The organism is Shewanella sp. 2_MG-2023, assembly GCF_030548905.1.
GTDB classification, from domain to species: Bacteria; Pseudomonadota; Gammaproteobacteria; order Enterobacterales; family Shewanellaceae; genus Shewanella; species Shewanella electrodiphila.
On the sequence record NZ_JAUOSO010000021.1, the window covers coordinates 1 to 24015 of the forward strand.

19 protein-coding genes and 2 tRNA genes are annotated in these 24015 nt (G+C 39.9%); 14 read left to right on the forward strand and 7 right to left on the reverse strand.

Annotation, left to right across the window (positions count from 1 at the left end; genetic code table 11):
- The first annotated feature begins 1 nt into the window (after position 1).
- The 11 genes from Q4600_RS18085 to gloA all read left to right on the forward strand — a co-directional run bounded on the left by Q4600_RS18085 (position 2) and on the right by gloA (position 9918).
- Positions 2-77 (forward strand) — tRNA-Asn (locus Q4600_RS18085).
- A 19-nt stretch (positions 78-96) separates the two neighbouring features.
- A tRNA-Asn gene (locus tag Q4600_RS18090) sits at positions 97-172 on the forward strand.
- Between the two features lie 187 nt (positions 173-359).
- Positions 360-2261, forward strand: a complete 1902-nt coding sequence (locus Q4600_RS18095; protein ID WP_303517525.1) for an EAL domain-containing protein — start codon at positions 360-362, stop codon at positions 2259-2261.
- A 124-nt stretch (positions 2262-2385) separates the two neighbouring features.
- On the forward strand, positions 2386-2964 hold the full coding sequence (gene rsxA, locus Q4600_RS18100; protein ID WP_102526049.1) for an electron transport complex subunit RsxA: 579 nt from the start codon (positions 2386-2388) through the stop codon (positions 2962-2964).
- Between the two features lie 2 nt (positions 2965-2966).
- Positions 2967-3584, forward strand: a complete 618-nt coding sequence (gene rsxB / locus Q4600_RS18105) for an electron transport complex subunit RsxB (protein WP_102526050.1) — start codon at positions 2967-2969, stop codon at positions 3582-3584.
- Positions 3578-6103, forward strand: coding sequence for an electron transport complex subunit RsxC (rsxC, locus tag Q4600_RS18110; RefSeq protein ID WP_303517527.1), 2526 nt, complete (start codon positions 3578-3580; stop codon positions 6101-6103). Before rsxB ends, rsxC begins: the two co-directional genes overlap by 7 nt.
- A 2-nt stretch (positions 6104-6105) precedes the next feature.
- Positions 6106-7155, forward strand: coding sequence for an electron transport complex subunit RsxD (gene rsxD, locus Q4600_RS18115; protein ID WP_102526052.1), 1050 nt, complete (start codon positions 6106-6108; stop codon positions 7153-7155).
- Positions 7156-7178: 23 nt separating this feature from the next.
- Complete coding sequence (rsxG, locus tag Q4600_RS18120; RefSeq protein ID WP_303517531.1) at positions 7179-7814, forward strand: electron transport complex subunit RsxG; 636 nt, start codon at positions 7179-7181, stop codon at positions 7812-7814.
- A complete protein-coding gene (locus Q4600_RS18125; protein WP_102526054.1) occupies positions 7807-8502 on the forward strand; it encodes an electron transport complex subunit E in 696 nt (231 codons plus the stop codon). The genes rsxG and Q4600_RS18125 overlap by 8 nt, the downstream gene beginning before the upstream one ends.
- A gap of 33 nt (positions 8503-8535) precedes the next feature.
- A complete protein-coding gene (gene nth, locus Q4600_RS18130; RefSeq protein ID WP_303517535.1) occupies positions 8536-9177 on the forward strand; it encodes an endonuclease III in 642 nt (213 codons plus the stop codon).
- A gap of 330 nt (positions 9178-9507) precedes the next feature.
- Complete coding sequence (gene gloA / locus Q4600_RS18135; RefSeq protein WP_102526056.1) at positions 9508-9918, forward strand: lactoylglutathione lyase; 411 nt, start codon at positions 9508-9510, stop codon at positions 9916-9918.
- A gap of 72 nt (positions 9919-9990) precedes the next feature.
- Here gloA and Q4600_RS18140 read toward each other — a convergent pair whose 3' ends face one another.
- The 7 genes from Q4600_RS18140 to Q4600_RS18170 all read right to left on the reverse strand — a co-directional run bounded on the left by Q4600_RS18140 (position 9991) and on the right by Q4600_RS18170 (position 21173).
- Positions 9991-12504: a TonB-dependent receptor gene (locus Q4600_RS18140; protein ID WP_303517538.1), complete on the reverse strand. Its 2514-nt coding sequence runs from the start codon at positions 12502-12504 to the stop codon at positions 9991-9993.
- A 752-nt stretch (positions 12505-13256) separates the two neighbouring features.
- Complete coding sequence (gene ruvB / locus Q4600_RS18145; protein ID WP_102526058.1) at positions 13257-14264, reverse strand: Holliday junction branch migration DNA helicase RuvB; 1008 nt, start codon at positions 14262-14264, stop codon at positions 13257-13259.
- A 10-nt stretch (positions 14265-14274) separates the two neighbouring features.
- The gene (gene ruvA / locus Q4600_RS18150) at positions 14275-14892 is read right to left on the reverse strand and encodes a Holliday junction branch migration protein RuvA (RefSeq protein WP_102526059.1); all 618 of its coding nucleotides are present in this window, start codon (positions 14890-14892) and stop codon (positions 14275-14277) included.
- On the reverse strand, positions 14889-15410 hold the full coding sequence (ruvC, locus tag Q4600_RS18155) for a crossover junction endodeoxyribonuclease RuvC (protein WP_102526060.1): 522 nt from the start codon (positions 15408-15410) through the stop codon (positions 14889-14891). Before ruvC ends, ruvA begins: the two co-directional genes overlap by 4 nt.
- A gap of 23 nt (positions 15411-15433) precedes the next feature.
- The gene (locus Q4600_RS18160; RefSeq protein ID WP_102526061.1) at positions 15434-16180 is read right to left on the reverse strand and encodes a YebC/PmpR family DNA-binding transcriptional regulator; all 747 of its coding nucleotides are present in this window, start codon (positions 16178-16180) and stop codon (positions 15434-15436) included.
- Positions 16181-16295: 115 nt separating this feature from the next.
- Entirely contained in the window at positions 16296-18077 is a 1782-nt protein-coding gene (gene aspS, locus Q4600_RS18165) for an aspartate--tRNA ligase (protein ID WP_102526062.1), read from the reverse strand.
- Between the two features lie 261 nt (positions 18078-18338).
- Positions 18339-21173 (reverse strand): transporter substrate-binding domain-containing protein, encoded by a 2835-nt coding sequence (locus Q4600_RS18170; RefSeq protein ID WP_248955288.1) that lies wholly within the window; start codon positions 21171-21173, stop codon positions 18339-18341.
- 293 nt (positions 21174-21466) lie between these two features.
- Here Q4600_RS18170 and cmoA point away from each other — a divergent pair, with 293 nt between their 5' ends.
- From cmoA to Q4600_RS18185, 3 genes are read left to right on the forward strand one after another with little or no spacing between them, the layout of a single operon-like run.
- Positions 21467-22198, forward strand: coding sequence for a carboxy-S-adenosyl-L-methionine synthase CmoA (gene cmoA / locus Q4600_RS18175; RefSeq protein WP_102526064.1), 732 nt, complete (start codon positions 21467-21469; stop codon positions 22196-22198).
- Entirely contained in the window at positions 22195-23187 is a 993-nt protein-coding gene (gene cmoB, locus Q4600_RS18180) for a tRNA 5-methoxyuridine(34)/uridine 5-oxyacetic acid(34) synthase CmoB (RefSeq protein ID WP_102526065.1), read from the forward strand. Before cmoA ends, cmoB begins: the two co-directional genes overlap by 4 nt.
- Positions 23188-23242: 55 nt before the next feature.
- Positions 23243-24010, forward strand: a complete 768-nt coding sequence (locus Q4600_RS18185; RefSeq protein WP_102526066.1) for an ATP-dependent zinc protease — start codon at positions 23243-23245, stop codon at positions 24008-24010.
- Positions 24011-24015: the final 5 nt, after the last annotated feature.

The window sequence follows — 24015 nt, forward strand, 5'->3', positions numbered from 1 at the left end:
TTCCCCTGTAGTTCAGTTGGTAGAACGGCGGACTGTTAATCCGTATGTCACTGGTTCGAGTCCAGTCCGGGGAGCCACTTCTTATAAATCTTCAAATCCCCTGTAGTTCAGTTGGTAGAACGGCGGACTGTTAATCCGTATGTCACTGGTTCGAGTCCAGTCCGGGGAGCCAAGATTTTGACGCTTTGTCAGTATTATACCCTTTCTTGATATCTATCTTTTTTAAATTCCTTTATAATTTCCTAAAATTTACACTACAATCTTAGTGTTAACTCCTTTATTTGTTATAGCTTTTTAATTTTTTGCCGCTATACATAAATGTATGATGACATCAGATTATTACAGGAAATGGACTATCCATGGGCTTATCGAAATCATTCCAATTAGTACTGTTTGTGATTTTTGGACTACTGTTTTTCCGGATTTATGATCTGGAAAATAAAGAAATGCAGCAACAAGGCGCATTAGCCATCCAAAACTACATCACACATATTGATAATATGACTGAGTGGGATGAAAACGGTGAAACGGTATTCAACACCCTGTCCCAAAATTTTACCTTTCAGTTTTTTCAATATATCCATGAAAGCGACAGTGATCTCAACTATACCTTCGGCACATTGGCAAAAAGTGATGCAGAATTTGAAGACAAAATTTTCAGCATTCAATTAGGTCATACAAAGTCATTACCCAATGGTCGCTTGCAAGTCAGACTCAGCACTAAATCAGTCATATCTGCAAGTTTCGTCAATTTAGAAAAAGCCGCGACCCTGGTTATTTTTGCTTACCTTATTCTCATGATTAGCTTTGCTATATTAATGATGCTGCATCGTCGTGGCATAAAATACCTTTGCGATTATATCGACAACATTCCGAACCTCACCTTCCAAGCCGTTCAAACATCTCGCTTAAGAGGTTCTTTAAAACCCATTGGTATCGCGCTTGAAAAAAGCCGTATAGAGCTTAAAACCAGCATTGGTAATTTTCATAAAGAAAATGATTTACTAGCAAAAGCGGCATATCAAGATCCTGTTACGGGCTTTTCTACCCGCCGTCGCTTTAATGATTATATGAAAAGTATCAGTAACTCTGACAAAAAACAGTTTGGTGTGCTTGCAATAATTAAAGCCGCAGATTTATCAACCATCAATCAATTACATGGCCGTGAAGCGGGTGATGATTACTTAAGTCAAATTGCTTCTTGTATAAGACGCGCTGCAGCTAAATCGGGGGTGAGTGAATATTATCGCGTATCAAGTAGTGATTTTGCGCTGTTTATCCAAGACATTACAGTAAAAGAAGGCGAACAATTTTTAGTCACATTAAAAGCCTACTTCGATGAGTATGCTCAAACTGTTGAAACCGATAACATTGCCCATAGTGGCATGGTGCCATTTGAAAGTAATAGCGATACTCATGCGCTGTTAACCTTGGCAGACACAGCCGTGAGCATAGCGCAAACTTCAGGACTCAATCGTTACCATATTCTTGAAAAATTTACCGGCAACGAACAATTAGGTGATGACCACTGGAAAGTAACGATTAATGAATTAATTAATCGCAAAAGTCTTAAGTTCTTTCAACAGCCGATACTGCCTTGTAACAATCAAGTCGATGTATACCGCGAACTTTATGCGCGATTTTTTAATACTGAAGGTTCAAACTTACCCACAGCCAGCGTTATTGCCATGTCGGAACGTCACGGTTTGAATATCGATTTAGATAAAATGATCGTGGTTCACACCTTACAGTTACTCAATGCAAACCCAAGTTTAACCGGTAATTTTGGCGTCAATATCAGTGCATCTTCTGCCCTACAAGAAATATTTGTTTCTTGGCTGAGAGATATTTTATCAAGCCACCGTTCGACCTCGGCAAGGCTTGTGTTCGAAGTCAGTGAATCGGGTATGCAACAAAATGTCACTGCTAGTCGCCGTTTTGTTCACGAAATGCATAAGGTCGGAGCAAGAGTTGCCATCCAGCAATTTGGTTTAGGCTTTTCATCATTTAAATTTTTCCGAGAAGTAAAACCCGATGTGATTAAACTTGATAGCAGCTATAGCGACGGTATTGACCAAGACAATAACAACAAATTCTTTGTCAGAATGATTGTTGATATTTCACGTCGCATTGGCATAAAAGTCATCGCAACTGGCGTTGAAAGACAAGATGAAAAACTAACATTAGAAAAAATGTTAGTTGATGGCTTGCAAGGATATTATATTGCTAGGCCTGAAATCATCGCTAAAACTGATAAATAAATAATCAATGTAAGACCAATCTTCCAAAATAGGGTTAATATTTACATAACCCTTTTTTTTATCCGTTGTTTCTCGACCCTAAACCTTAGATAATAGAGCTAATATCAAATAGAAAAGTGTAGTAATGACAGACTATCTCTTACTGTTAATTGGTACCGTACTGGTTAACAATTTCGTTTTAGTAAAATTTCTTGGCTTGTGCCCTTTTATGGGGGTATCTAGTAAACTTGCCTCCGCCATCGGAATGTCGATGGCTACCACATTTGTACTAACTTTAGCCTCTATCTTAAGCTATCTAACTAATGAGTTTTTACTACAGCCATTTGGATTAACTTATTTACGCACAATGAGCTTTATTTTAGTCATTGCCGTTGTCGTGCAGTTTACTGAAATGTTAGTCCAAAAAACCAGTGCATCTTTACATCGCGCCTTAGGCATTTATTTACCGCTAATTACCACCAACTGTGCGGTACTCGGTGTCGCCCTGCTAAACGTAAATGAAGATCATAACTTTATTCAATCAGCTGTATATGGCTTTGGTGCTGCAGTTGGTTTTTCATTGGTGCTGGTTTTATTTTCTGCCATGCGAGAACGTTTAGCCGCTGCAGATGTGCCACTCCCGTTTAAAGGCGGCGCTATTGCCATGATCACTGCAGGTTTAATGTCTTTAGCCTTTATGGGATTTGCGGGGCTGGTTAAATAGTCATGTCGAGTATTGCAATTGCTGTCGTTGTGCTGACACTTCTAGCACTAATTTTCGGATTAATATTAGGTTACGCCTCAATTAAATTTAAAGTTGAAGGTAACCCAATTATTGATCAGGTCGAAGCCTTATTACCTCAAACACAATGTGGCCAATGTGGCTACCCAGGTTGCAGGCCTTACGCAGAAGCCATAGCAAATGGCGATAACATTAATAAATGCCCTCCCGGTGGCACCGCTACCATGGAAAAACTTGCAGGCTTAATGGGTGTTGACCCAGAACCATTAAATGAAGTTGCACAAGAAGCCGTAAAAAAAGTGGCTTACATCCGCGAGGATGAGTGCATTGGCTGCACAAAGTGCATACAAGCCTGTCCTGTCGATGCCATTTTAGGCGCGGGCAAGCTCATGCATACTGTCATTGCCAAAGATTGTACAGGTTGTGACTTATGCGTCGAACCTTGCCCTGTTGACTGTATTGATATGATCCCCGTTGAACAAAATCTTAAAAATTGGGATTGGAAGTTAGCGAGTATTCCAGTCACAGTCGTAGAAGATAGAACTGTCACCATCAGAATGAAGCAAGAAGATAAAGCTGTAAAAGAGGACTCTCAGTGCTAACTTTATTAGAACAAATTGATAAAGGAACGTTATGGCACTCTCCTGGAGGGATCCATCCGCCGCAACTCAAATCACTTTCAAATCAATCGACAGCCAAGCGATTAACGCCTGCTAGCCAATATCGAGTTCCATTACCACAAGTAGGTGATTGCGCTCGGCTCAGCATTAAAGTGGGCGAGCAGGTAAAACAGGGCCAAAAATTAACCGATGGCGAAGGTTTTATGTACTTACCAGTGCATTCCCCAGTTTCCGGCCATGTTATTGATATCAGCTTACAGTCAAGTAACCATGCTTCAGGGCTACCAACACTTACTTGTATAATCGAAGCTGACGGCCTTAATCAAACAATTGACTATCAAGAGTCAGCTTTAGATGAATTATCAAATCAGCAAATTTTAGATAAAATTAAGCAAGCTGGTATTGCTGGAATGGGTGGTGCAACTTTTCCGAGTCATATAAAGCTTAACCCAGCGAGTGAAATCGATTTAGTTATTATCAATGGTGTTGAGTGTGAACCTTACATCACATCTGATGATGTATTAATGCGTGAGAATGCTTTAGAGATTTTTAAGGGTATTCAAATTATTAATCAGTTGCTAACACCACAACGTATTGTTGTTGCAATTGAAGATAATAAACCAGAAGCGACTCTTGCTATGCAGCAATGTTTAGCAAGATTTGATGATTTAACCTCCATTGTCAAAATCACCGTTATACCAACAAAATACCCTTCAGGTGGTGAGAAACAATTAATACAAATTATTACCGGCCGAGAAGTCCCAACTGGCAGTATTCCAGCTCAGCAAGGTGTGGTGGTGCACAATGTTGGTACTGCATATGCTATTCAAGATGCTGTTTTACATGGGAAACCACTTATCGAACGACTCGTCACTTTAACGGGTGAACAAGTTACTCAACCGGGTAATTATTGGATTTCGATAGGTACTAGCGTTGAATATGCGCTGCAGCAAGTCGGTTTTAACGCAGATATTAATCAGAAAGTGATTATTGGTGGCCCTATGATGGGTTACGCGCTACCTGATTATAATGTGCCTGTATTAAAAGGCACTAACTGTATTCTGACGCCAAGTGCCAACGAAATCGCACCTGATGTCGAAGAAAAAGCCTGTATTCGTTGTGGTGAATGCGCCGTTGTCTGCCCTGCTTTATTATTACCACAGCAACTATTTTGGCATGCTAAAGCGGAAGAATACGACAAAGCAGCCAGCTTTAATTTAAAAGATTGCATTGAATGCGGCTGTTGTAGTTTTGTTTGCCCAAGTGACATTCCATTAGTGGAATACTATCGCGTTGCTAAATCGGCATTAAAAAATGAAGCTGAAGAAAAACAACAAGCTGAACAAGCAAAAATTCGCTTTGAAGCACGACTCAAACGTTTAGAAGATGAAAAACTTGCCCGAGAAGAGAAATCTCGTTTAGCTGCAGAAAAACGCAAAGCTGCGGCAAATGCTAGTAGCAATAAAAATACTGTCGCTGAAGCCATGGCGCGCGTCGCAGCTAAAAAGTTAGCAGCAGAACAAGAAAGTAAACAAGACAAACCAGCGACAGATAAATCTGCAGCTGTAAAAGCGGCCATTGAGCGAGCTAAGGCGAAGAAGTTAGCCAATCAATCAACAATATCGAATACTCCAGATGAAAATGCATCAACTGATAATTTACCTGCAGTTAATGATAAAAAAGCGCAAATTGCAGCCGCTGTAGCTCGAGCTAAAGCAAAAAAATTAGCTCAGAATAAAGCAACGCTGTCAGAGAATGATACTGCATCAGCTCAAAACGAACCCGTTGATGACAAAAAAGCTAAAATCGCGGCAGCAGTTGCACGTGCTAAAGCGAAAAAGCTTGCACAAAAACAAGCTGAGTCCGCCAGCGATATGGATGCAGCAAATTCGCAAGTGCTATCTTCTGAAGACCAGTTTTCTCAAGAGCAAGCGCCACAAGTGCAAGTTCAGTCAGAAATAGGTACAGGTACGGATTCTGATGTATCCGAACCGCTTGATGATAAGAAAGCTAAAATAGCCGCTGCTGTAGCTCGTGCTAAAGCGAAAAAACTAGCTCAAAAACAAGCTGAGTCAGCTGCCGATACGGATATACAAAGTTCGCCAGTGCAATCATCTCAAGAGCAGTCTTCTCAAGAGCAGTCTTCTCAAGAGCAAGCGCCACAAGTTCATACGGAAATAGGCACAGGTACGGAATCTGATGTATCCAAACCGCTTGATGATAAGAAAGCTAAAATAGCCGCTGCTGTCGCACGTGCTAAAGCAAAAAAGCTAGCGCAAAAAGCAGCTGAATCTGAAAATAAAACTGATGTTGAGTCTGATGACAGAATAAATGCTGATGCCCTTATTTCACCAGCTCAAACGGAAACAAGTGCCCTGCCTGTTACGCCTTCTAATGTAAGCGAACCAGTAGATGATAAAAAAGCACGTATAGCTGCAGCGGTTGCAAAAGCCAAAGCGAAAAAACTGGCTAATAAACAGAAGTTGAGCGAAAAGGAATAATCATGGCATTTAAAATTGCATCCTCTCCCCATGTAAGCACCACATTGCACACCAATAAAGTGATGCAACGCGTGGCATTATGTTTAATTCCTGGCATTTTAGCTCAAGTATACTTTTTTGGTATGGGTACTCTGGTACAAATCCTAATTGCTGTATTAACTTGTTTATCGGCAGAAGCTGCAATAATGAAGCTTCGTAATAAATCGATTAAAAATGCCTTATCTGATAACAGTGCATTGGTTACTGGGATATTAATCGCTATAGCAATCCCACCACTTACCCCTTGGTGGATGACTGTCATTGGTTGCGGGTTTGCGATGGTGATTGTTAAGCACTTATATGGCGGTTTAGGTAATAACATATTCAACCCTGCCATGGCGGCTTATGTATTACTGCTCGTATCCTTTCCAGTGCAAATGACTAACTGGGTAGCGCCTGCTGAATTAGCTGCGAATCAGGTGGGTATTGTGGCAGCTTTTGCCCACATTTTTGAATTTACCAGTGCAGGCTTAGATCATTTTAGAATTGCCGTTGATGGCCATACGATGGCCACGCCGCTTGATACCTTTAAAACAGACTTATCAATGGGTATGACAAGTAGTGAAAGCCTACAGCGTAATGTATTTGATGGCATGACTGGTGTTGGTTGGTTCTGGATCAATTTAGCCTACCTTGCAGGTGGCCTAATTATGTTGAAACTTAACGTCATACGTTGGCACATTAGCACTGGTATTTTATTAGCAATATTCGTTTGTTCGGGTTTCGGATTTTTACTCAACCCAGACACTCACGCAAGCCCAATGCTGCACCTATTTTCTGGCGGCACAATGTTGTGCGCATTTTTTATTGCAACTGACCCTGTCACTGCGGCGACCAGTACACGTGGAAGACTCTTGTTCGGTGCCATTATTGGTGTATTAGTTTTCGTGATTAGAACTTACGGTGGTTACCCTGATGCCGTAGCGTTTGCAGTGTTACTTGCCAACATGTGTGCACCATTTATCGATTACTATATCCGTCCTCGTTCATATGGTCATCGCGCGGGAAATTAAACCGCTAAACTACAGGATTAAACATGTTCAATATTATTACTCGAAACGGCCTTATCCTTGCCCTGTTCGCACTCTGTTGCACAGGCTTGGTCGCTTCAGTGAATTTTTTTACCGAAGATCGAATTATCGACCAGCAACGTAAACAGCTTGCAGGTATCTTAGAACAAATTATCCCTAATCATTTGCATGATAATGAGTTAACTGAAGATTGTATTTTAGTGACCAATCAAGAGTTCCTTGGTTCTGATGAAGCGTTGCCTGTTTATATTGCTAAGATGAATAATGAACCTATAGCGATTGCAATTGAAGCTATTGCACCAGATGGTTATAACGGTGACATTAAAATCATTTTAGGTGTTAATAATGACAATGAGTTATTAGGTGTTAGAACCTTAACTCATCAAGAAACCCCAGGGCTTGGCGATAAAATTGAACTTCGTAAATCAGATTGGGTATTAGACTTTAGCAATTTATTGTACGACCCAAATAGCAAGCCAATGGCAGTTAAAAAAGATGGTGGCGACATAGATCAATTCACTGGGGCAACGATTACACCGCGTGCATACGTCAACGCCATTAACAATGCGCTCGCTTTTGTCAGCGCTAATAGAGAATCACTTTATAACACCGTCAATCATTGTGGACGTGAAAATGACTAATTATCGTGAAATTGCATGGCAAGGGTTGTGGAAAAATAACCCTGGGCTTGTACAACTACTTGGGCTTTGCCCTCTTTTAGCTGTTACTGCTACAGTCACTAATGCGTTAGGTTTAGGCCTCGCAACACTCATTGTGCTTGTAGGCTCCAATGTGTTGGTTTCTTTAGTGCGTGAATTTGTTCCTAAAGAAATACGCATCCCTGTATTTGTCATGATCATCGCCGCACTAGTGACTTGTGTACAGTTACTCATCAACGCATATGCTTATGGCCTTTACTTATCCTTAGGGATCTTCTTACCACTTATCGTAACAAACTGCGTCATTATTGGCCGCGCTGAAGCGTTTGCGTCTCGCAATAATGTTACCAGTGCTGCATTTGATGGATTAATGATGGGTGTTGGCTTTACGGCAATTTTGGTTGTTTTAGGCGGTATGAGAGAAATACTTGGCCAAGGAACCTTATTTGATGGAGCAGAACTCTTACTGGGAGACTGGGCAGCGAACCTCACCATTCAAGTATTTAATGTTGATACACCGTTTTTGCTAGCAATGTTGCCACCTGGCGCGTTTATCGCTATGGGATTACTGATCGCACTTAAAAACGTTATAGATAGTAAAATTGAGCAAAAGAAACCTCAACAAGCACCAGAAGCTATTGCACGTGCGCGGATCACTAAAGTCGGTTAAATAACTGAAATATCAACATAACGAATAAATAAAATGAATAAACAAAAACGCTATGAAATGCTGACTAGGCTTAGAGATAATAACCCTAAGCCTGAAACAGAACTTAACTTTGCCAGCCCATTTGAATTGCTAGTCGCGGTAACGCTTTCTGCGCAAGCAACCGATGTGAGTGTCAACAAAGCAACCGATAAACTATTTCCAGTTGCTAATACAGCTCAATCAATTTACGACCTTGGTGTTGATGGCTTAAAAACCTATATTAAAACTATTGGCTTGTATAACAACAAAGCGATTAACGTCATTAAAGCCTGTAAAATGTTAATCGATTTACACGGTGGTGAAGTGCCAGAAAATCGTGAAGCATTAGAAGCCCTACCCGGCGTAGGCAGAAAAACAGCTAATGTTGTGCTCAATACTGCCTTTGGCTGGCCGACGATTGCTGTTGATACGCATATTTTCAGAATGGCGAACCGAACCAAGTTTGCTATGGGCAAGAATGTCGATCAAGTTGAAGAAAAAATGCTTACAGTCACCCCTGCTGAATTTAAAGTCGATGTTCACCATTGGTTTATCTTACATGGACGCTATACCTGCATCGCAAGAAAGCCGCGTTGTGGTAGCTGTATGATAGAAGATTTGTGTGAGTTCAAAGACAAGGTTTACCCTGAAGATTGAATCAATTTATTACAGACACAAAAAAACCGCGTTAAGCGGTTTTTTTATGGCTATTTGGTCAAGGTTATTAAAACAACGATACAAAAAAAGCACTGAAACAAATTGCGATTACTACTGAGGTACCTAGAGCCATTTTTAGTTCTGTTGTCATTATCTTGTCTCCAAATGAATATAAGTTAATTCTAGCTAATATGGATATATTTCACAGCTTTTAACCGTGATTATGTGATGTTAAACAACAAAAAATAATATTCTAAATCAATTTTTTAACTGCAATAGAAATTTGTTATGCTTACAAAAAATACCCAATCAATAACTAAAGAGCACCCTATGTCGCAACTATTACATACTATGATCCGAGTCGGTAACCTTGAGCGCAGTATTGAGTTTTATACTCAAGTCATGGGCATGAAATTACTCAGACAATCAGAAAATGCTGAATATCAATATACCCTTGCATTTGTCGGTTTTGGTGAAGAATCAACTGGCCAAGCAGTGATTGAGTTAACTTATAACTGGGGCACTGAAAATTACGATTTAGGTACTGGATTTGGTCATCTCGCCATTGGCGAAGAAGATATCTATCAACGATGTGATGCGATTGCTGCAGCTGGCGGTAAAGTTACCCGTGCTCCAGGACCTGTAGCAGGCGGAAGTACTGAGATTGCTTTTGTTGAAGATCCAGATGGTTATAAAATTGAACTGATACAGAAGAAAGCAATGAGTGAGGGATTGGGCTAATAATTATTGCTTAGTTCATCAACCAATAAAAAAGCCAGCAAATGCTGGCTTTTTTGATGCTGTAAAGTTCGATTAGAACTTCATTGTTACACCAGCGAAGTAAGTACGACCGATTGTGTCGTAAACTTCTGGTACAGTACCACCGTCACTGCCGTTCGAAACTCTTGATGGCTCTTCATCAGTTAAGTTCTTAACACCAGCGCTTAGCATCCAGCTATCGTTAATAAAGTAACTAGCTGAAATGTTGTGATAAAGAATTGAATCTACTTTATTGCCAGCACTTAAGTCATCCATTTCACCGATATAACGGTTGAAGTACATTACGCTCCAATCGTCTTGACCAGCTTTTATACTAAAGTTGTTACGTACTTGAGCGTATGCGCCAAAGTTACCGTCGATAGTATTAGTGTAGTCAATGCCATCTTGTTCAAAGTTCAACAAGTAAGTCGTATCGTTGCTGATAGTCCAATCTAAGTTCAGCGCATCGAAAGTATAAGCTAAGTTAAAATCAATACCGCTTGTATCTTGGTAACCTACGTTCGTTAACGAGTTAGTTAGGTTAGATAAATCACCATTTGGTCCGATGTTGAATAATTCACAAGTTGCTTGGTCGCCACCGTAACATGCATCTAGACCTGCTTGAGTATCTAAACGTGTAATCGCGTTTTTAACTTTAAAGCGCCAGTAATCAAGTGTTAACGACATGCCATCAACATAGCTAGGCGAGTAAACTAAACCTGCAGTGTAAGACTCTGACTCTTCTGGCTCAAGATCTTCATCAGATGTGTAATTAACTAAAATTTGTGGATCTTGCTCGTTACCCCAAGGATCATTTAGGTAATCGAACGAACCTGAGTTACCGCCGTATAGCTCACTAACACTTGGAGCACGGAAACCAGTAGCGGCTACAGTACGAATCATTAAGTCATCTGTCGCTTCATAAGTTAAGCCAATTTTCCAAGTTGATGCGTTACCAAATGTTGAGTAATCATCAAAGCGAAGAGCAAATTCACCGGTTAATTTATCTGTAAACGGTACGCTAACTTCTTGGAAGATTGAGATTACGCTGTAATCGCCATCCGTTGGATCTTGCTGTGCAGCAGTACTGTCACCAGCAATTACGATTGGATCTGGGTTGTAATAACCACTCTCGTAACGGTACTCAGCACCAATCGCGAAAGCAACTGCACCTGCATCTAAGTCAAACAACTCACCAGTAAGACCGGCAGAGAAGACATGCTGCTCGTTACCGCCATCAGCTTCTTCAGTGTAAGCAACGCTGTCTAATAACGCTTGGTCTGTCATTGGCTGACCAGTTAACCAAGGGTCTTGATCTGCATAAATTGCGTCAGTCATGATTGATGCATTAATCGAGTTTTCAACAGCTGTTTTAGCTTTGTTTTTACCGTAAGTGTATGAAATATCCCAATCCATACCAGTATTAACATCAACATAACCGGCTAAGCCTGCAGATACACGTAGCGTATCAGTATCTTGAGTATAAACACGTGGACCAACGTCATTCATACGTTTTCTGTAGTTAACTTGGCCTTTATCATCTGCAGTAATACCAGCATCAATCATATCTTGATCAAGTTCGAAACATGTTGCTGGATCATCTCCTGCTTCACAAACATCAAGCGTAAGATTGGCAGGTTGTGGTGCTAATTGCTGATTAGACTTACGCTTGGTATAAAGAATATCACCCGTAAAGATTAAGTCATCACTCAACTCTTGAGTCATATTTGCAAATAAGCTGTAACGCTTACTTGGCGTTTGATAGAAACTATCTTGTGTGTAGTCATATCCTTCGCCGCGATCAACCCAGTTACCATTGTCATCTTTAACCATTCCGCCTAAAGAGCCATCTGGGATGAATGAGCTATTGCCTGGATCTGTCCAGTCACGGTCTGATTGAACAACACCTTTACGCTCAGAGTAAGCTGCACCAATTGTGTAGTTACCACCTTCAGTATTAAAACCGTATAGTGCACTGATTTCGCCGTTTTCACCGTCGCTCTTGTCAGTCATACCGCCTTGAACGTCTACCTGAAAACCTTCAAAATCTTTCTTAGTGATGATGTTCACTACACCAGCAATAGCGTCTGAGCCATATACTGCTGAAGCACCATCTTTAAGGATTTCTACTCGTGCAATCATAGCAACTGGAATAGCGTTTAAATCCACAGCACTATCAGCACCAGAACCAGAGTTCACCATACGACGGCCATTAAGCAGTACTAAAGTACGCTGTGAACCCATACCACGTAAATCTACTTGCGCTACACCGTCTGAACCATTATTGGTACTAGAACCAACTGCAGCACCTGCCATTGATGTTTGAGCTTGAAGTAGCTCATCTACTGTAGTGAAACCTTCAGAACGAATCGCAGCAGCATCAATTACAGTTACTGGAGAAGCAGTTTCCATGTCTTGACGTTGAATACGGGAGCCTGTGACTGCAATTCTTTCTACGTTTGCAGATTCTTCTTCAGCATAAGCGCTTACTGAAACTGCTGAAGCAGCAGAAACTGAGGCTAATAACGCCACATTAATGCTGTTTGATATTTTAGATTTTTTAATCATTTGTTGCTCCCAGGTGATATCTTTTCTTATTCTGTTTACGCAATTAAATAAATATTTAAATTTGCGTTGGACTAGATACTGAATAACCAGAGATATTTCGTCAAACCACTAACTTGTAACTTTTGAACCATTTTTTGTTAATAAATATGCACCAAGTATGTAAACCAAAATAGGTGATAAACATCTCAAAACATTATTAGTTTAATATTTCAGTTGAATAAACTAGTAAAACACCTGTGCAATAGAATTATTACCTAGGTCACAAATAACATTTTTAAAACTTACTCAATTACAAAAGTGCGATGTAGATCACATAAATAGTTTGAACCTTGACTCGGTTAAATCAAATATCTTCAGTTTTCATTCAGAATTGAAATTATTCACAATTAAAAACACTGAAACTCAGCCCTGCTGTGACTCAGAGCTAATTGCTAAATTAAAGAGGTTTATTAACCAAGTTGATTGGCGACAATAATGGGTGATTATTTTACTGCAGTTGTTTTATTCCTCACTATTGAATGAAGAACATTAAGTAATAACTTTTTACATTCACAGAACAATTAAGCGTTAACTAACAAAAAATAAACATTTATCAAATTTATGAATTTCACTTTATAAAGTTTAAACAAAAGAAAATGTTAATAAGTTGGTTCTCGGCTCATTGCATAGATATTCATTTTATTTGGGCAATAAAAAAGGAAAGCCTGTGCTTTCCTTTTTCTATTTTATTGTCTTGATTTAATATTAACAATTTATTCTGCAGGTTTGATTATATCAAAATGTTGATAAGCTCTGTCAGTCGCTATTCGCCCTCTTGGTGTACGCTGAATAAACCCTTGTTGAATTAAAAAGGGCTCTAGCACATCTTCGATAGTTTCGCGGTCTTCACCAATTGCAGCCGCTAAGTTATCTAACCCTACCGGTCCGCCCATGAACTTATCAATAATGGCTAATAATAACTTTCTATCAAGGTAATCAAAGCCTTCTAAATCAACATCTAATAAATCTAATGCTTTTTGAGCGACTTCTTCAGTTACAAACCCATCATGTTTTACTTCGGCATAATCTCGCACTCGTCGTAATAACCGGTTAGCAATCCTTGGCGTACCACGTGAGCGTTTTGCAATTTCATATGCCCCCGCTTCATCTATCGGTAACTCCATGACCTTGGCAGAACGGGTGACAATGGTGCACAGATCTTTGACGTTATAAAACTCTAAACGAAGTGGAATACCGAACCTTGCGCGTAATGGTGAAGTTAACGCACCCGCGCGGGTTGTTGCGCCAATCAAGGTAAAAGGCGGTAAATCAAGTTTAATAGATCTTGCAGCAGGTCCTTCGCCAATCATGATATCTAATTGGTAGTCTTCCATTGCTGGGTATAGGATTTCTTCGACAACAGGGCTCAAACGGTGTATTTCATCTATAAATAACACGTCACCATGTTCAAGGTTTGTTAGAAGAGCAGCTAAATCCCCTGCTTTTTCAAGTACCGGCCCAGAAGTCGATTTGATATTGACGCCCATTTCATTCGCAACGATCATAGCTAATGTGGTTTTTCCGAGTCCTGGAGGGCCGAAGATGAGCATGTGATCAAGTGCTTCTTCGCGCTTTAGCGCGGCCTCAATAAACACTTTTAACTGGGCACGAGTATCATCCTGCCCTGTGTAATCCTCCAACATTTTAGGCCGCATAGCTCTATCAATGTGAACTTCTTGCTCGAATTCTTGTGGCTGGATTAAACGATCCGCTTCTATCATTGTGGCCTCTTTATAACATTGACTTTAGAGAGGCTTTAATTAACACCTCACTTGTCATTCCGTCGCTATAAGCACTTAGCACAGCTTTACTTGCCTGTGCTGGTTTGTAACCTAAAGCAATTAACGCAGCAATGGCATCTTCTTCTGCATTATTTTCGATGGCTGCAGGCTTATAATTACTTTGTAGAGCAAATTCACGTTCAGAACCTACTGATGCTTCTAATAAGCTTTTCAATTTATCACGCATTTCGATAACTAAACGTTCTGCGGTTTTCTTACCGACACCGGGAAGTTTGACTAAAGTAGCAATATCATCTCTTTCGACACAATTAACAAACTCAGATGCTGTCATGCCAGATAAAATAGTTAAAGCTAACTTGGGACCAACACCATTGGTTTTTATTAATAAGCGAAACAGTGCACGCTCTTGTTTAGTGATAAAACCATATAGTAACTGTGCATCTTCACGAACCACAAAATGAGTGTATAACATTGCAACTTGATTAAGTTCCGGAAGCTCGTAAAAGCTGGTCATAGGCACTTGTAACTCATAACCCACGCCATTAACATCTAACACTATTTCAGGCGCTTGTTTCTCAACAACAAGTCCACTTAATCTTCCTATCATTTATATCGTCCATATGTGCGGCTTTGGGCTTTTCCGCCCATTGCAATTAAACTTTGAAAAGTATGATTATGACAAACAGCAACGCCCAACGCATCTGCCGCATCCGCTTGGGGGGCTGCTGGCAACTTAAAAATTTGTTGGATCATATGCTGAACTTGTGTTTTTTGCGCGCGTCCAGTTCCTACAACCGCACTTTTAATTTGAGTTGCACTGTATTCGGCAACAGGTAAACCCGCATTCATTGCAGCGACAATGGCTACGCCTCTTGCTTGACCCAATTTAAGGGCTGAATCAGCATTTTTTGCCATAAAAACCCGTTCAATAGCAAATTGGTCGGGTTGGTACTGCTTTATTATTTCAGTGACCCCATCAAAGACTTGTTTAAGTCTAGTGGGCAGATCATCTGCAGAGGTGCGAATACAACCACTACCAAGGTATCTTTGCTGTCTACCCTGACATTGAATGACACCATAACCTGTGATCCGCGAACCTGGGTCAATACCCAAAATGATTGTCATCGCTTTACGCTTCCTTGGAACAATTATTCAAGGCTTTCCATCACTTCATCTGAGATTTCAGCATTATGATAAACTTCCTGAACATCATCATGATCTTCTAGGTTATCAATTAAACGCATAAATTTTGCCGCAGTATCGGCATCTAATTCAGCTTTGGTACCTGCTATCATAGTGACTTCTGCATTGATGGCTTCAAATCCTGCAGCATCCAGTGCATCTTTAACACTGCCAAAGGCATCAGGTGTAGTCAGAACATCAAATGCACCATTGTCATGAGTGACAACATCATCAGCGCCAGCTTCTAGTGCAGCGTCCATTAATTCGTCTTCGTCAATGGCTGCATCATAAGAAATAACCCCTGATTTAGTGAACATATATGCCACTGAGCCATCAGTACCTAAATTTCCACCAGATTTACTAAAGGCATTACGTACGCCTGATACGGTACGGTTTTTATTATCTGTCATGGTTTCTACCATAACTGCTGTACCACCAGGCCCATAACCTTCATAAATAATGGTATCTAATTGCTGACCATCGAGTTCACCAGCCCCACGTTTGACTGCACGCTCAACAGTGTCACGAGTCATGTTATTTGATAATGCTTTATCAATTGCTGCACGTAGACGCGGGTTGGCATCAGGATCTGAGCCTCCTTCACGAGCAGATACCGTTAACTCTCGAATAAATTTACTGAATAGCTTACCTCGTTTTGCATCTTGAGCAGCTTTACGGTGTTTAATGTTGTCCCATTTACTGTGACCAGCCATTGTGACTCCTTCAGTTATTTTTGTTCTATATAAAAACAGACCGAGGCAAAAGCCTCGGTATGTGGGTTAACGCTTTAGTACAAACCAATGAGATTTGTAATTTTGCTGATTAACATTATTCGTCAGCGGCAGGCTTTTCTTGAGGGATAACGCTAATCCCTAAATCAACTAATTGCTGAGGATTGGCAAATCCTGGGGCATTCGTTAATGGACATGCTGCAGTCGTTGTTTTCGGGAATGCCATTACATCACGAATTGAACTAGCACCTGTCATTAACATGATAATACGGTCTAAGCCAAATGCTAAACCTGCATGCGGTGGTGTACCGTAACGTAATGCTTCTAGTAAGAAACCAAACTTTTCATTCGCTTCTTTATCATCAATGCCTAAAATACGGAATACCGCACTTTGCATGTCAGCATTATGAATACGAACAGAACCACCACCTAATTCGCAACCATTTAATACCATATCGTAAGCATCTGAAATTGCTGCACCTGGATTGGCTTCAAGTTCTTCAGCAGTTACGCCGCGCGGAGCGGTAAATGGATGGTGAACTGCATGGTAACCACCATTGATTTTTTCGAACATTGGGAAGTCAACAACCCACATTGGGCGCCACTCACCTTCGAGAAGTTCAAAGTCTTCACCGGCTTTAAGACGTAATGCGCCCATTGCTTCAGCAACAACGTTTGCTTTATCTGCGCCAAATAAGATGATGTCGCCAGTTTCAGCATTAGTACGTGCGATAATTTGATTTACGATATCTTCGTTTAAGAATTTAAGTACTGGTGATTGAATACCTTCGATACCAGCAGATAAATCATTAATCTTCATCCACGCTAGGCCTTTAGCACCGTAAATGCCAGCATATTTAGTGTAGTTATCGATTTGCTTACGAGATAAAGATGCACCTGTTGGGATACGAAGCGCTGCAACACGACCTTCTTCATCGTTAGCTGGACCACTAAATACTGCGAACTCAACATCTTTAACTAAGTCAGCAACATCAACAAGTTCAAGTGGGTTACGTAAATCTGGCTTATCAGAACCATAACGCGTCATAGCTTCTGCATATGACATACGTGGGAACTCACCTAAATCAACATTCATTAATTCATTGAATAAACCGCGAACCATAGTTTCAGTTTTTTCCATGACTTGCTCAGCTGACATGAAAGAAGTTTCGATATCAATTTGAGTAAATTCAGGCTGACGATCAGCACGTAAGTCTTCATCACGGAAACATTTTACAATCTGGTAATAACGATCAAAGCCAGACATCATCAGCAATTGTTTAAATAATTGAGGAGACTGTGGCAGAGCAAAGAACTGACCTTTATAAGTACGGCTTGGTACTAGGTAATCACGCGCACCTTCTGGTGTGGCTTTGGTCAAAATAGGCGTTTCAATATCCAAGAAACCGCTATCATCAAGGAAACGACGAACCGCGCTAGTGACTTTTGAACGGAAAACAATACGGTCAGCCATTTCAGGGCGACGTAAGTCAAGATAGCGATACTTTAAGCGCTGTTCTTCACTGTTGTTTTGATGATTATCCATGCTCAAAGGAAGCGGCGCTGAAGCATTAATAATTGTTAGGGCTTGACCTAAGACTTCAATTTCGCCAGTTTTCATTTGTGCATTAATTTGACTATCAGGTCTTGCACGAACTAAACCTTTAACTTGTACACAGAACTCACCGCGTAAACTGCTGGCTACTTTGAAAACGTCTTCCAAGTCTGGATCGTAAACAACTTGAACTATCCCTTCTCTGTCACGAAGATCTAAAAAAATTACGCCGCCTAAATCGCGACTACGGTTAACCCAACCGACTAAGGTGACTTCTTGACCAAGATGAGACTTATTAACGTCTCCACAATAATGACTGCGCATTTAACTCTACCCTTTAATTCGGAAATAGGTGTCTAAAAAACAATTTAATTTGGCATTATATTAAAATAATGCAGGCAACTATAGCACTTATAATACGCCTAAAAACGCGTTTATTGAACGTGTGCTACATTTTTGCATGGAAGTATCGATTAGTTTACTGCAATTGAACAGACTTTAGGGAAAGTTCCCGTTATAACCGAGTAAAAAAACAGCAAATAAGACAATTTTGTTTGTTCATCACCTTGAAAACTCAACCGGTGATTAAAAGCTGCGTTGATCACCACCCTGCTTTTTTACTTTGTACATCTTTTTATCAGCCATCTGTAATATGGCGATAGCATCATCACCATCATCTGGATAAACCGCAATACCGATACTGGCTGATGCAGTTAATGTTATTCCTTCAATAATGAGGGGGTCAGATAACACATTAATAATATTATCTGCGACTTTTATCGCGCATTCGCTGCTGTCGACCTTGTTAAGTAAGATGACAAATTCATCGCCTCCAAAACGAGACACGGTATCAGATTTTCGTACTACTGATTTAAGTGCTGTGGCAATGTGAATTAATAATGCGTCACCAATGTGATGACCATGTTGATCATTAACATTCTTGAATTTGTCTAAATCTATAAATAACAATGCAAACTTGGCTTGTTCACGTTCATGGGCCTTGATCGCACACGCTAAACGGTCATCGAGTAAACCACGATTAGGGAGTTTAGTCACAGGGTCGTGCTCTGCAACAAACTTTATTTTTTGCTCAGCCGTTTTTCTCAAAGTAATTTCACGTTTAAGACGTTTATTACCCAAGAAGACGATAAAGGTGATCATACTGATAATCAGCAAACCTAATAGTACAATTTTAAACCACTTTTGATATTTGTCCGCTTCAGAACGCAAGTCAACCGCCACCCATTTTTGGTACATCTGCTGTTGTTTGGTTTCATCAATCGTTTCAATGGCGCGGTTCAATAATGGAATGATAGTTTTGAGTTTTGGATAAACACCAATATGACTTTTTTGTTCTGTTAAATCTGCAACTAAGGCCATTTTTAAATCAGGAAACTCCCCTTCATTGAGCACATAAGCAAGGGTCACAACTTGTTCGATGAATAAATCGACATCACCAGAAGAAACTGCCTGTAAACCACGTTGAGTATTATCTACTTGAACAATTTCTAAACCTGGAAATTGTTGGCGCAATATATTGATCAAGTTATAGCCTTTGACTACCCCTATTCGCTTACCGTTATATTGGCTTAAATTGAACAACGGCTGTTGAGTTAACGTAGTCGCAATAGCCCAAGGTGATGGCCAATAACCTTCTGTAAACTCAAGTGCTGGCTCTCGATTTTTATTATTTGCCATACTGCCGACTAAATGAATACTGCCGTTTTGTAAGTCTTTATTGAGTTTGTCCCACTGCTGATAGGCAACAGGAATAATATCGATGCCTAGTTGCTCTGTAACAATTTCGATAACTTCTTTATTAATACCGGAAAATTCACCTAATTCATTTTGATACTCCATGGGCGCCCACTGAGTTAAATACCCCAGTTTAATTGCACCCAGTGAGTCTAAATATTTTCTGTCTTTATTACTGATATAGATTTGTTTATCGACAGTAGAAAATGTTCTATCGGCTTTATTTAAAAGCCATTTCTGTTCAAGTTTTGCCATTTCGAAATCACTAATTAGCTGAAAACCATTAGCGATGCGCTCTGCAAGTTCTGTATCTTCTACATTGGTGAGGTTATATATTTGAGTACCAAAATCGAGCTTATTATATTGATAAAACTCAGACCACGATTTTTGATGTAATAGGTAGTGTGAAGTGTAAGCACTTGCAGCAACAAAGCCTGCGATGTCGCCATCACGACTTGCCTTGATTAATTGCTCCATGGAATCGTAATAACGTATCTGCGCATTAGGAAGAACTTTCCTAAGCTCGATAATATAAGGTGATGTGGCAAACAATCCGATACGTTTACCATCAATTTCACTAATATCTTTGATTTCTTTGTTGTAGCTAAAGAATCGACTTTTAACTGAATAAAAATGATTAGCTCTATTAAGACCGGTATTGATTTCTTCACTCTCAGGGTAACCAATATGTACGTCGGCATGACCATCTTTAATGAGTTCAATGCTGCCATTCATATCGCTTGGAATAAAGTCTATTGATATACCTGTTTTTTCAGACCAAAGTCGCCACAAATCGACAAATAAACCATGGGGTAAACCGTCTAAACCAATATCCACAAATGGCTCTACATTCATTTGCATCGCAATCAATAGACCGTTGGATTCACGACGATAGCCAAACCAACGCTTTTCAATTTCATCGACATGGGTAGTAGACACTTTCTTAAAGCCTTCATTAATAAAGGAGACCCAAGATTGATTTAGTAAAGAGACTACTGGCGCAAGTTCTATTTCTTTAATCAATATACGTGAAGATATATGGAAATTGTTGGCTAGTTCTAAATTAATAGGAATGCCTTGGTTATAGCCTTGAATCGTTGCAAATACGTATATTTCACCTGCAACAACAGCATCGTATAACGCTTTTTTAGTCTTAAAATATTTAAATGTCAGGCTAGGTTCTATCGCCAGTAAGTCCTGTTCATGTGAAGTCCCTTCAATAATGCCTATTTTAAAAGGACGAATATCACTAATCGCTTTTTTATTAGCAATATCTTTGTGAAGGTAAAGGTAGGAATTAAGAGAAGATACTTTATCTGCATATGAAAATAGTTGCTGTCGCTCTTTGGTTATTGCCATACCAATGTGAGCATCGACGTCACCGTCAGCGACTGATTGTAAAGATTGTTGCCATTGCATGGGATAAAACGACACTTTTACGCCTGTTGCAGATGCCCACTCGCGCCATAAATCTACCATGACACCTGCGGGGTTACCGTTATCATCAACAAATTGATAAGGGTAAGCATCTTCACTCATTGAAATGGCTAATGAACTTGGAAAAGCCAATGATGATACCGAGGCGGATTCATTTTCATCGGCTGATACAATAAATGTCATCAACGTAAACAGGAAAAAAGTAAAAATAGTGCTAATTAACTTCAAGCGCGTTCCTTTGTGCTAGTTGTCATTTTATTAGTCGTTATTTGTTATATTCGTTTTTTGACCACACACTTTATCTGGTTGAAATTTTGTTAATCAACCTTAAGCTTAATTGTAAATCATTTTAATTATATGTTCATCATACCGATTTATATCGACCAATTGTCCTACTTAATTAATTATTTAGCCAAAAAAGTGCAAATAAACAAAATAAAACAAAAAATACCAATAGGATACTTGCTGCTATTTGGTAGGATTGGCTAAAATGAAGCTATGATTTTCTCAAGTTACCTCAGATGAACTCTCAACAAGATACAATTTACGCTGCAGCAACCGATAAAATATCAGATTTTCAATTTGATAATCGTGTTGCAGGTGTATTTAATGACATGATACGACGATCAGTACCTGGCTATACCCAAATCATTAGTACGATTGGGGATTTTGCTGACCGTTATGTTACCCCTAAATCTAATATTTATGATTTAGGCAGTTCTTTAGGTTCTGCGACTTTGAGTATTCGACGCCAAATTGAGCAAAGACAATGTCGTATTATCGCTGTTGATAACAGTGAATCGATGATCGAGCGTTGCCAGGAAAATTTATCTGCCTACGTCAGTGACACTGAAGTAGAACTCATTTGTGGTGACATTAGAGACATCGACATCACTAATGCTTCAATGGTGGTATTAAATTTCACTCTACAGTTTTTACCTGTTCATGACAGGGACGAGTTAATCGCCAAGATTTATCAAGGTTTACTCCCTGGCGGTATTTTAGTTATTTCAGAAAAATTACGATTTGAAGATAACGTGATTCAAACACTTTTAGATGAACAACATCTAGACTTCAAACGCGCAAATGGATACAGCGAACTAGAAATTAGCCAAAAGCGCAGTGCACTTGAAAATGTGATGCGCCCAGACAGTTTATCCATGCACCAACAACGCTTTACTGAGAATGGTTTTAGCCATTCAACAGTGTGGTTTCAATGTTTTAATTTTGCATCAATGGTGGCCATCAAGTGATAAGTTTTAGCACCTTTTATCAACAAATTGCCGATTCAAGCCTGCAACATTGGCTAGAAGAACTTCCAGCAATTTTAGGGAAATGGCAAAGAGAACATAAACATGGCAACTTGCCAAAATGGGAAAAAGTCCTCAATAAATTACATTACCCAGCGCCAACTCATATTGATTTATTCAACGGAGTCAAAATTGGTGACGGTAGCCAGTTGACTCCAGGACAAACAGAAAAGTTACAAAATCTACTTGGGTTATTTCAACCTTGGCGTAAAGGCCCTTTTTACATTCATGGAATCGAAATTGATACTGAATGGCGAAGTGACTGGAAATGGGACCGGGTTAAAGAGCATATTTCTCCATTAGATAATCGCACAGTATTAGATGTCGGTTGTGGCAGTGGTTATCACATGTGGCGCATGCTAGGTGCTGGCGCTAAACGTGTCGTCGGGATTGATCCCTCCCCGCTGTTTTTATGTCAATTTGAAGCAGTAAAGCGTTTAGCAGGTAATGAACATCCTGTACATTTATTGCCACTGGGCATTGAAGAGCTTCCAGCATTAGATGCGTTTGATACCGTATTTTCTATGGGTGTCTTGTACCACCGTCGTTCACCCATCGATCATATAATGCAATTGCGTGATCAACTGCGTATGGGCGGTGAACTTGTATTAGAGACCTTAGTGATAGATGGCGATGAAAATGCTGTTTTAGTCCCACAAGACAGATATGGCAAAATGAATAATGTCTGGTTTTTGCCATCTGTCGATGCACTCATGTTATGGTTAAAAAAGTGTGACTTCACCGACATACGTTGCGTTGATGTGGATATTACTTCAATGGCAGAGCAACGCTCAACACAATGGATGAAGAATGAATCTTTAGTAGATTATCTTGACCCCAACGATGTAAGTTTAACGGTCGAAGGTTATCCAGCCCCAAAACGGGCAACGATAATAGCGATAAAAAATCAACCTAATCACGACCTAGTTTAATATAGTATTATAATTATCAAAGCATTAGCTTAGATTAAAGAAAACAGGAATTGTCATGTTAAAGCAGGTATTTATTTTAACCGTCACCGCCGCATTAATATCAGGCTGTGCATCAAGTGCGAAAATCACTCCCGTTGGAAGTGAGGAATTGAGTGCTAATCTTGCAACTTCACAAACTGCGATTATCGAGGCAATAAATGCTCAATGTGCTCACTCATCTACTGAAATGCAAACCTTGAGTGCTGAAGTCAACGACCTAAAATTACAAATTACTGATGCATTAGCAAAACAATCTAAAAAAATGAATGATGATGCTGCAGCACTTGCACAATTAAGTGAGCCACCGCAGTGTCCAGAGTCAGTTGTCTCTGACAAAATAGTCTTAGGTGAAATTGAGCATGTATATGTTGATGAGTTAAAAGCGTCATTTGAAACCCGCATCGATACAGGTGCAGAGTCATCTTCATTAGATGCACGTAACATTGTGTTATTTGAGCGTAACGGTGTTCAATGGGTTAGATTTGATGTGATGACCAACGGTGAAAAGCAACCTGGCAATACTTTCGAGCATAAAGTCGAGCGCTTTGTTCGTATCAAACAAGATGCTGATTTACCAGACGATCGCCGTCCTGTGATTCATGCTCATTTAAAAATTGGTCAATATGCTGCCGAAACAGACTTGAACTTAACCGACCGAAGTCACCTTGAGTTCCCGCTACTTCTTGGCCGTAAATTTATGAAAGACATTGCAGTAGTTGATGTTGGACAAATTTATGTTCATGGCAAAAAACCACAAACAGAATCGACTAAAGAAGCGAAATAGGAATT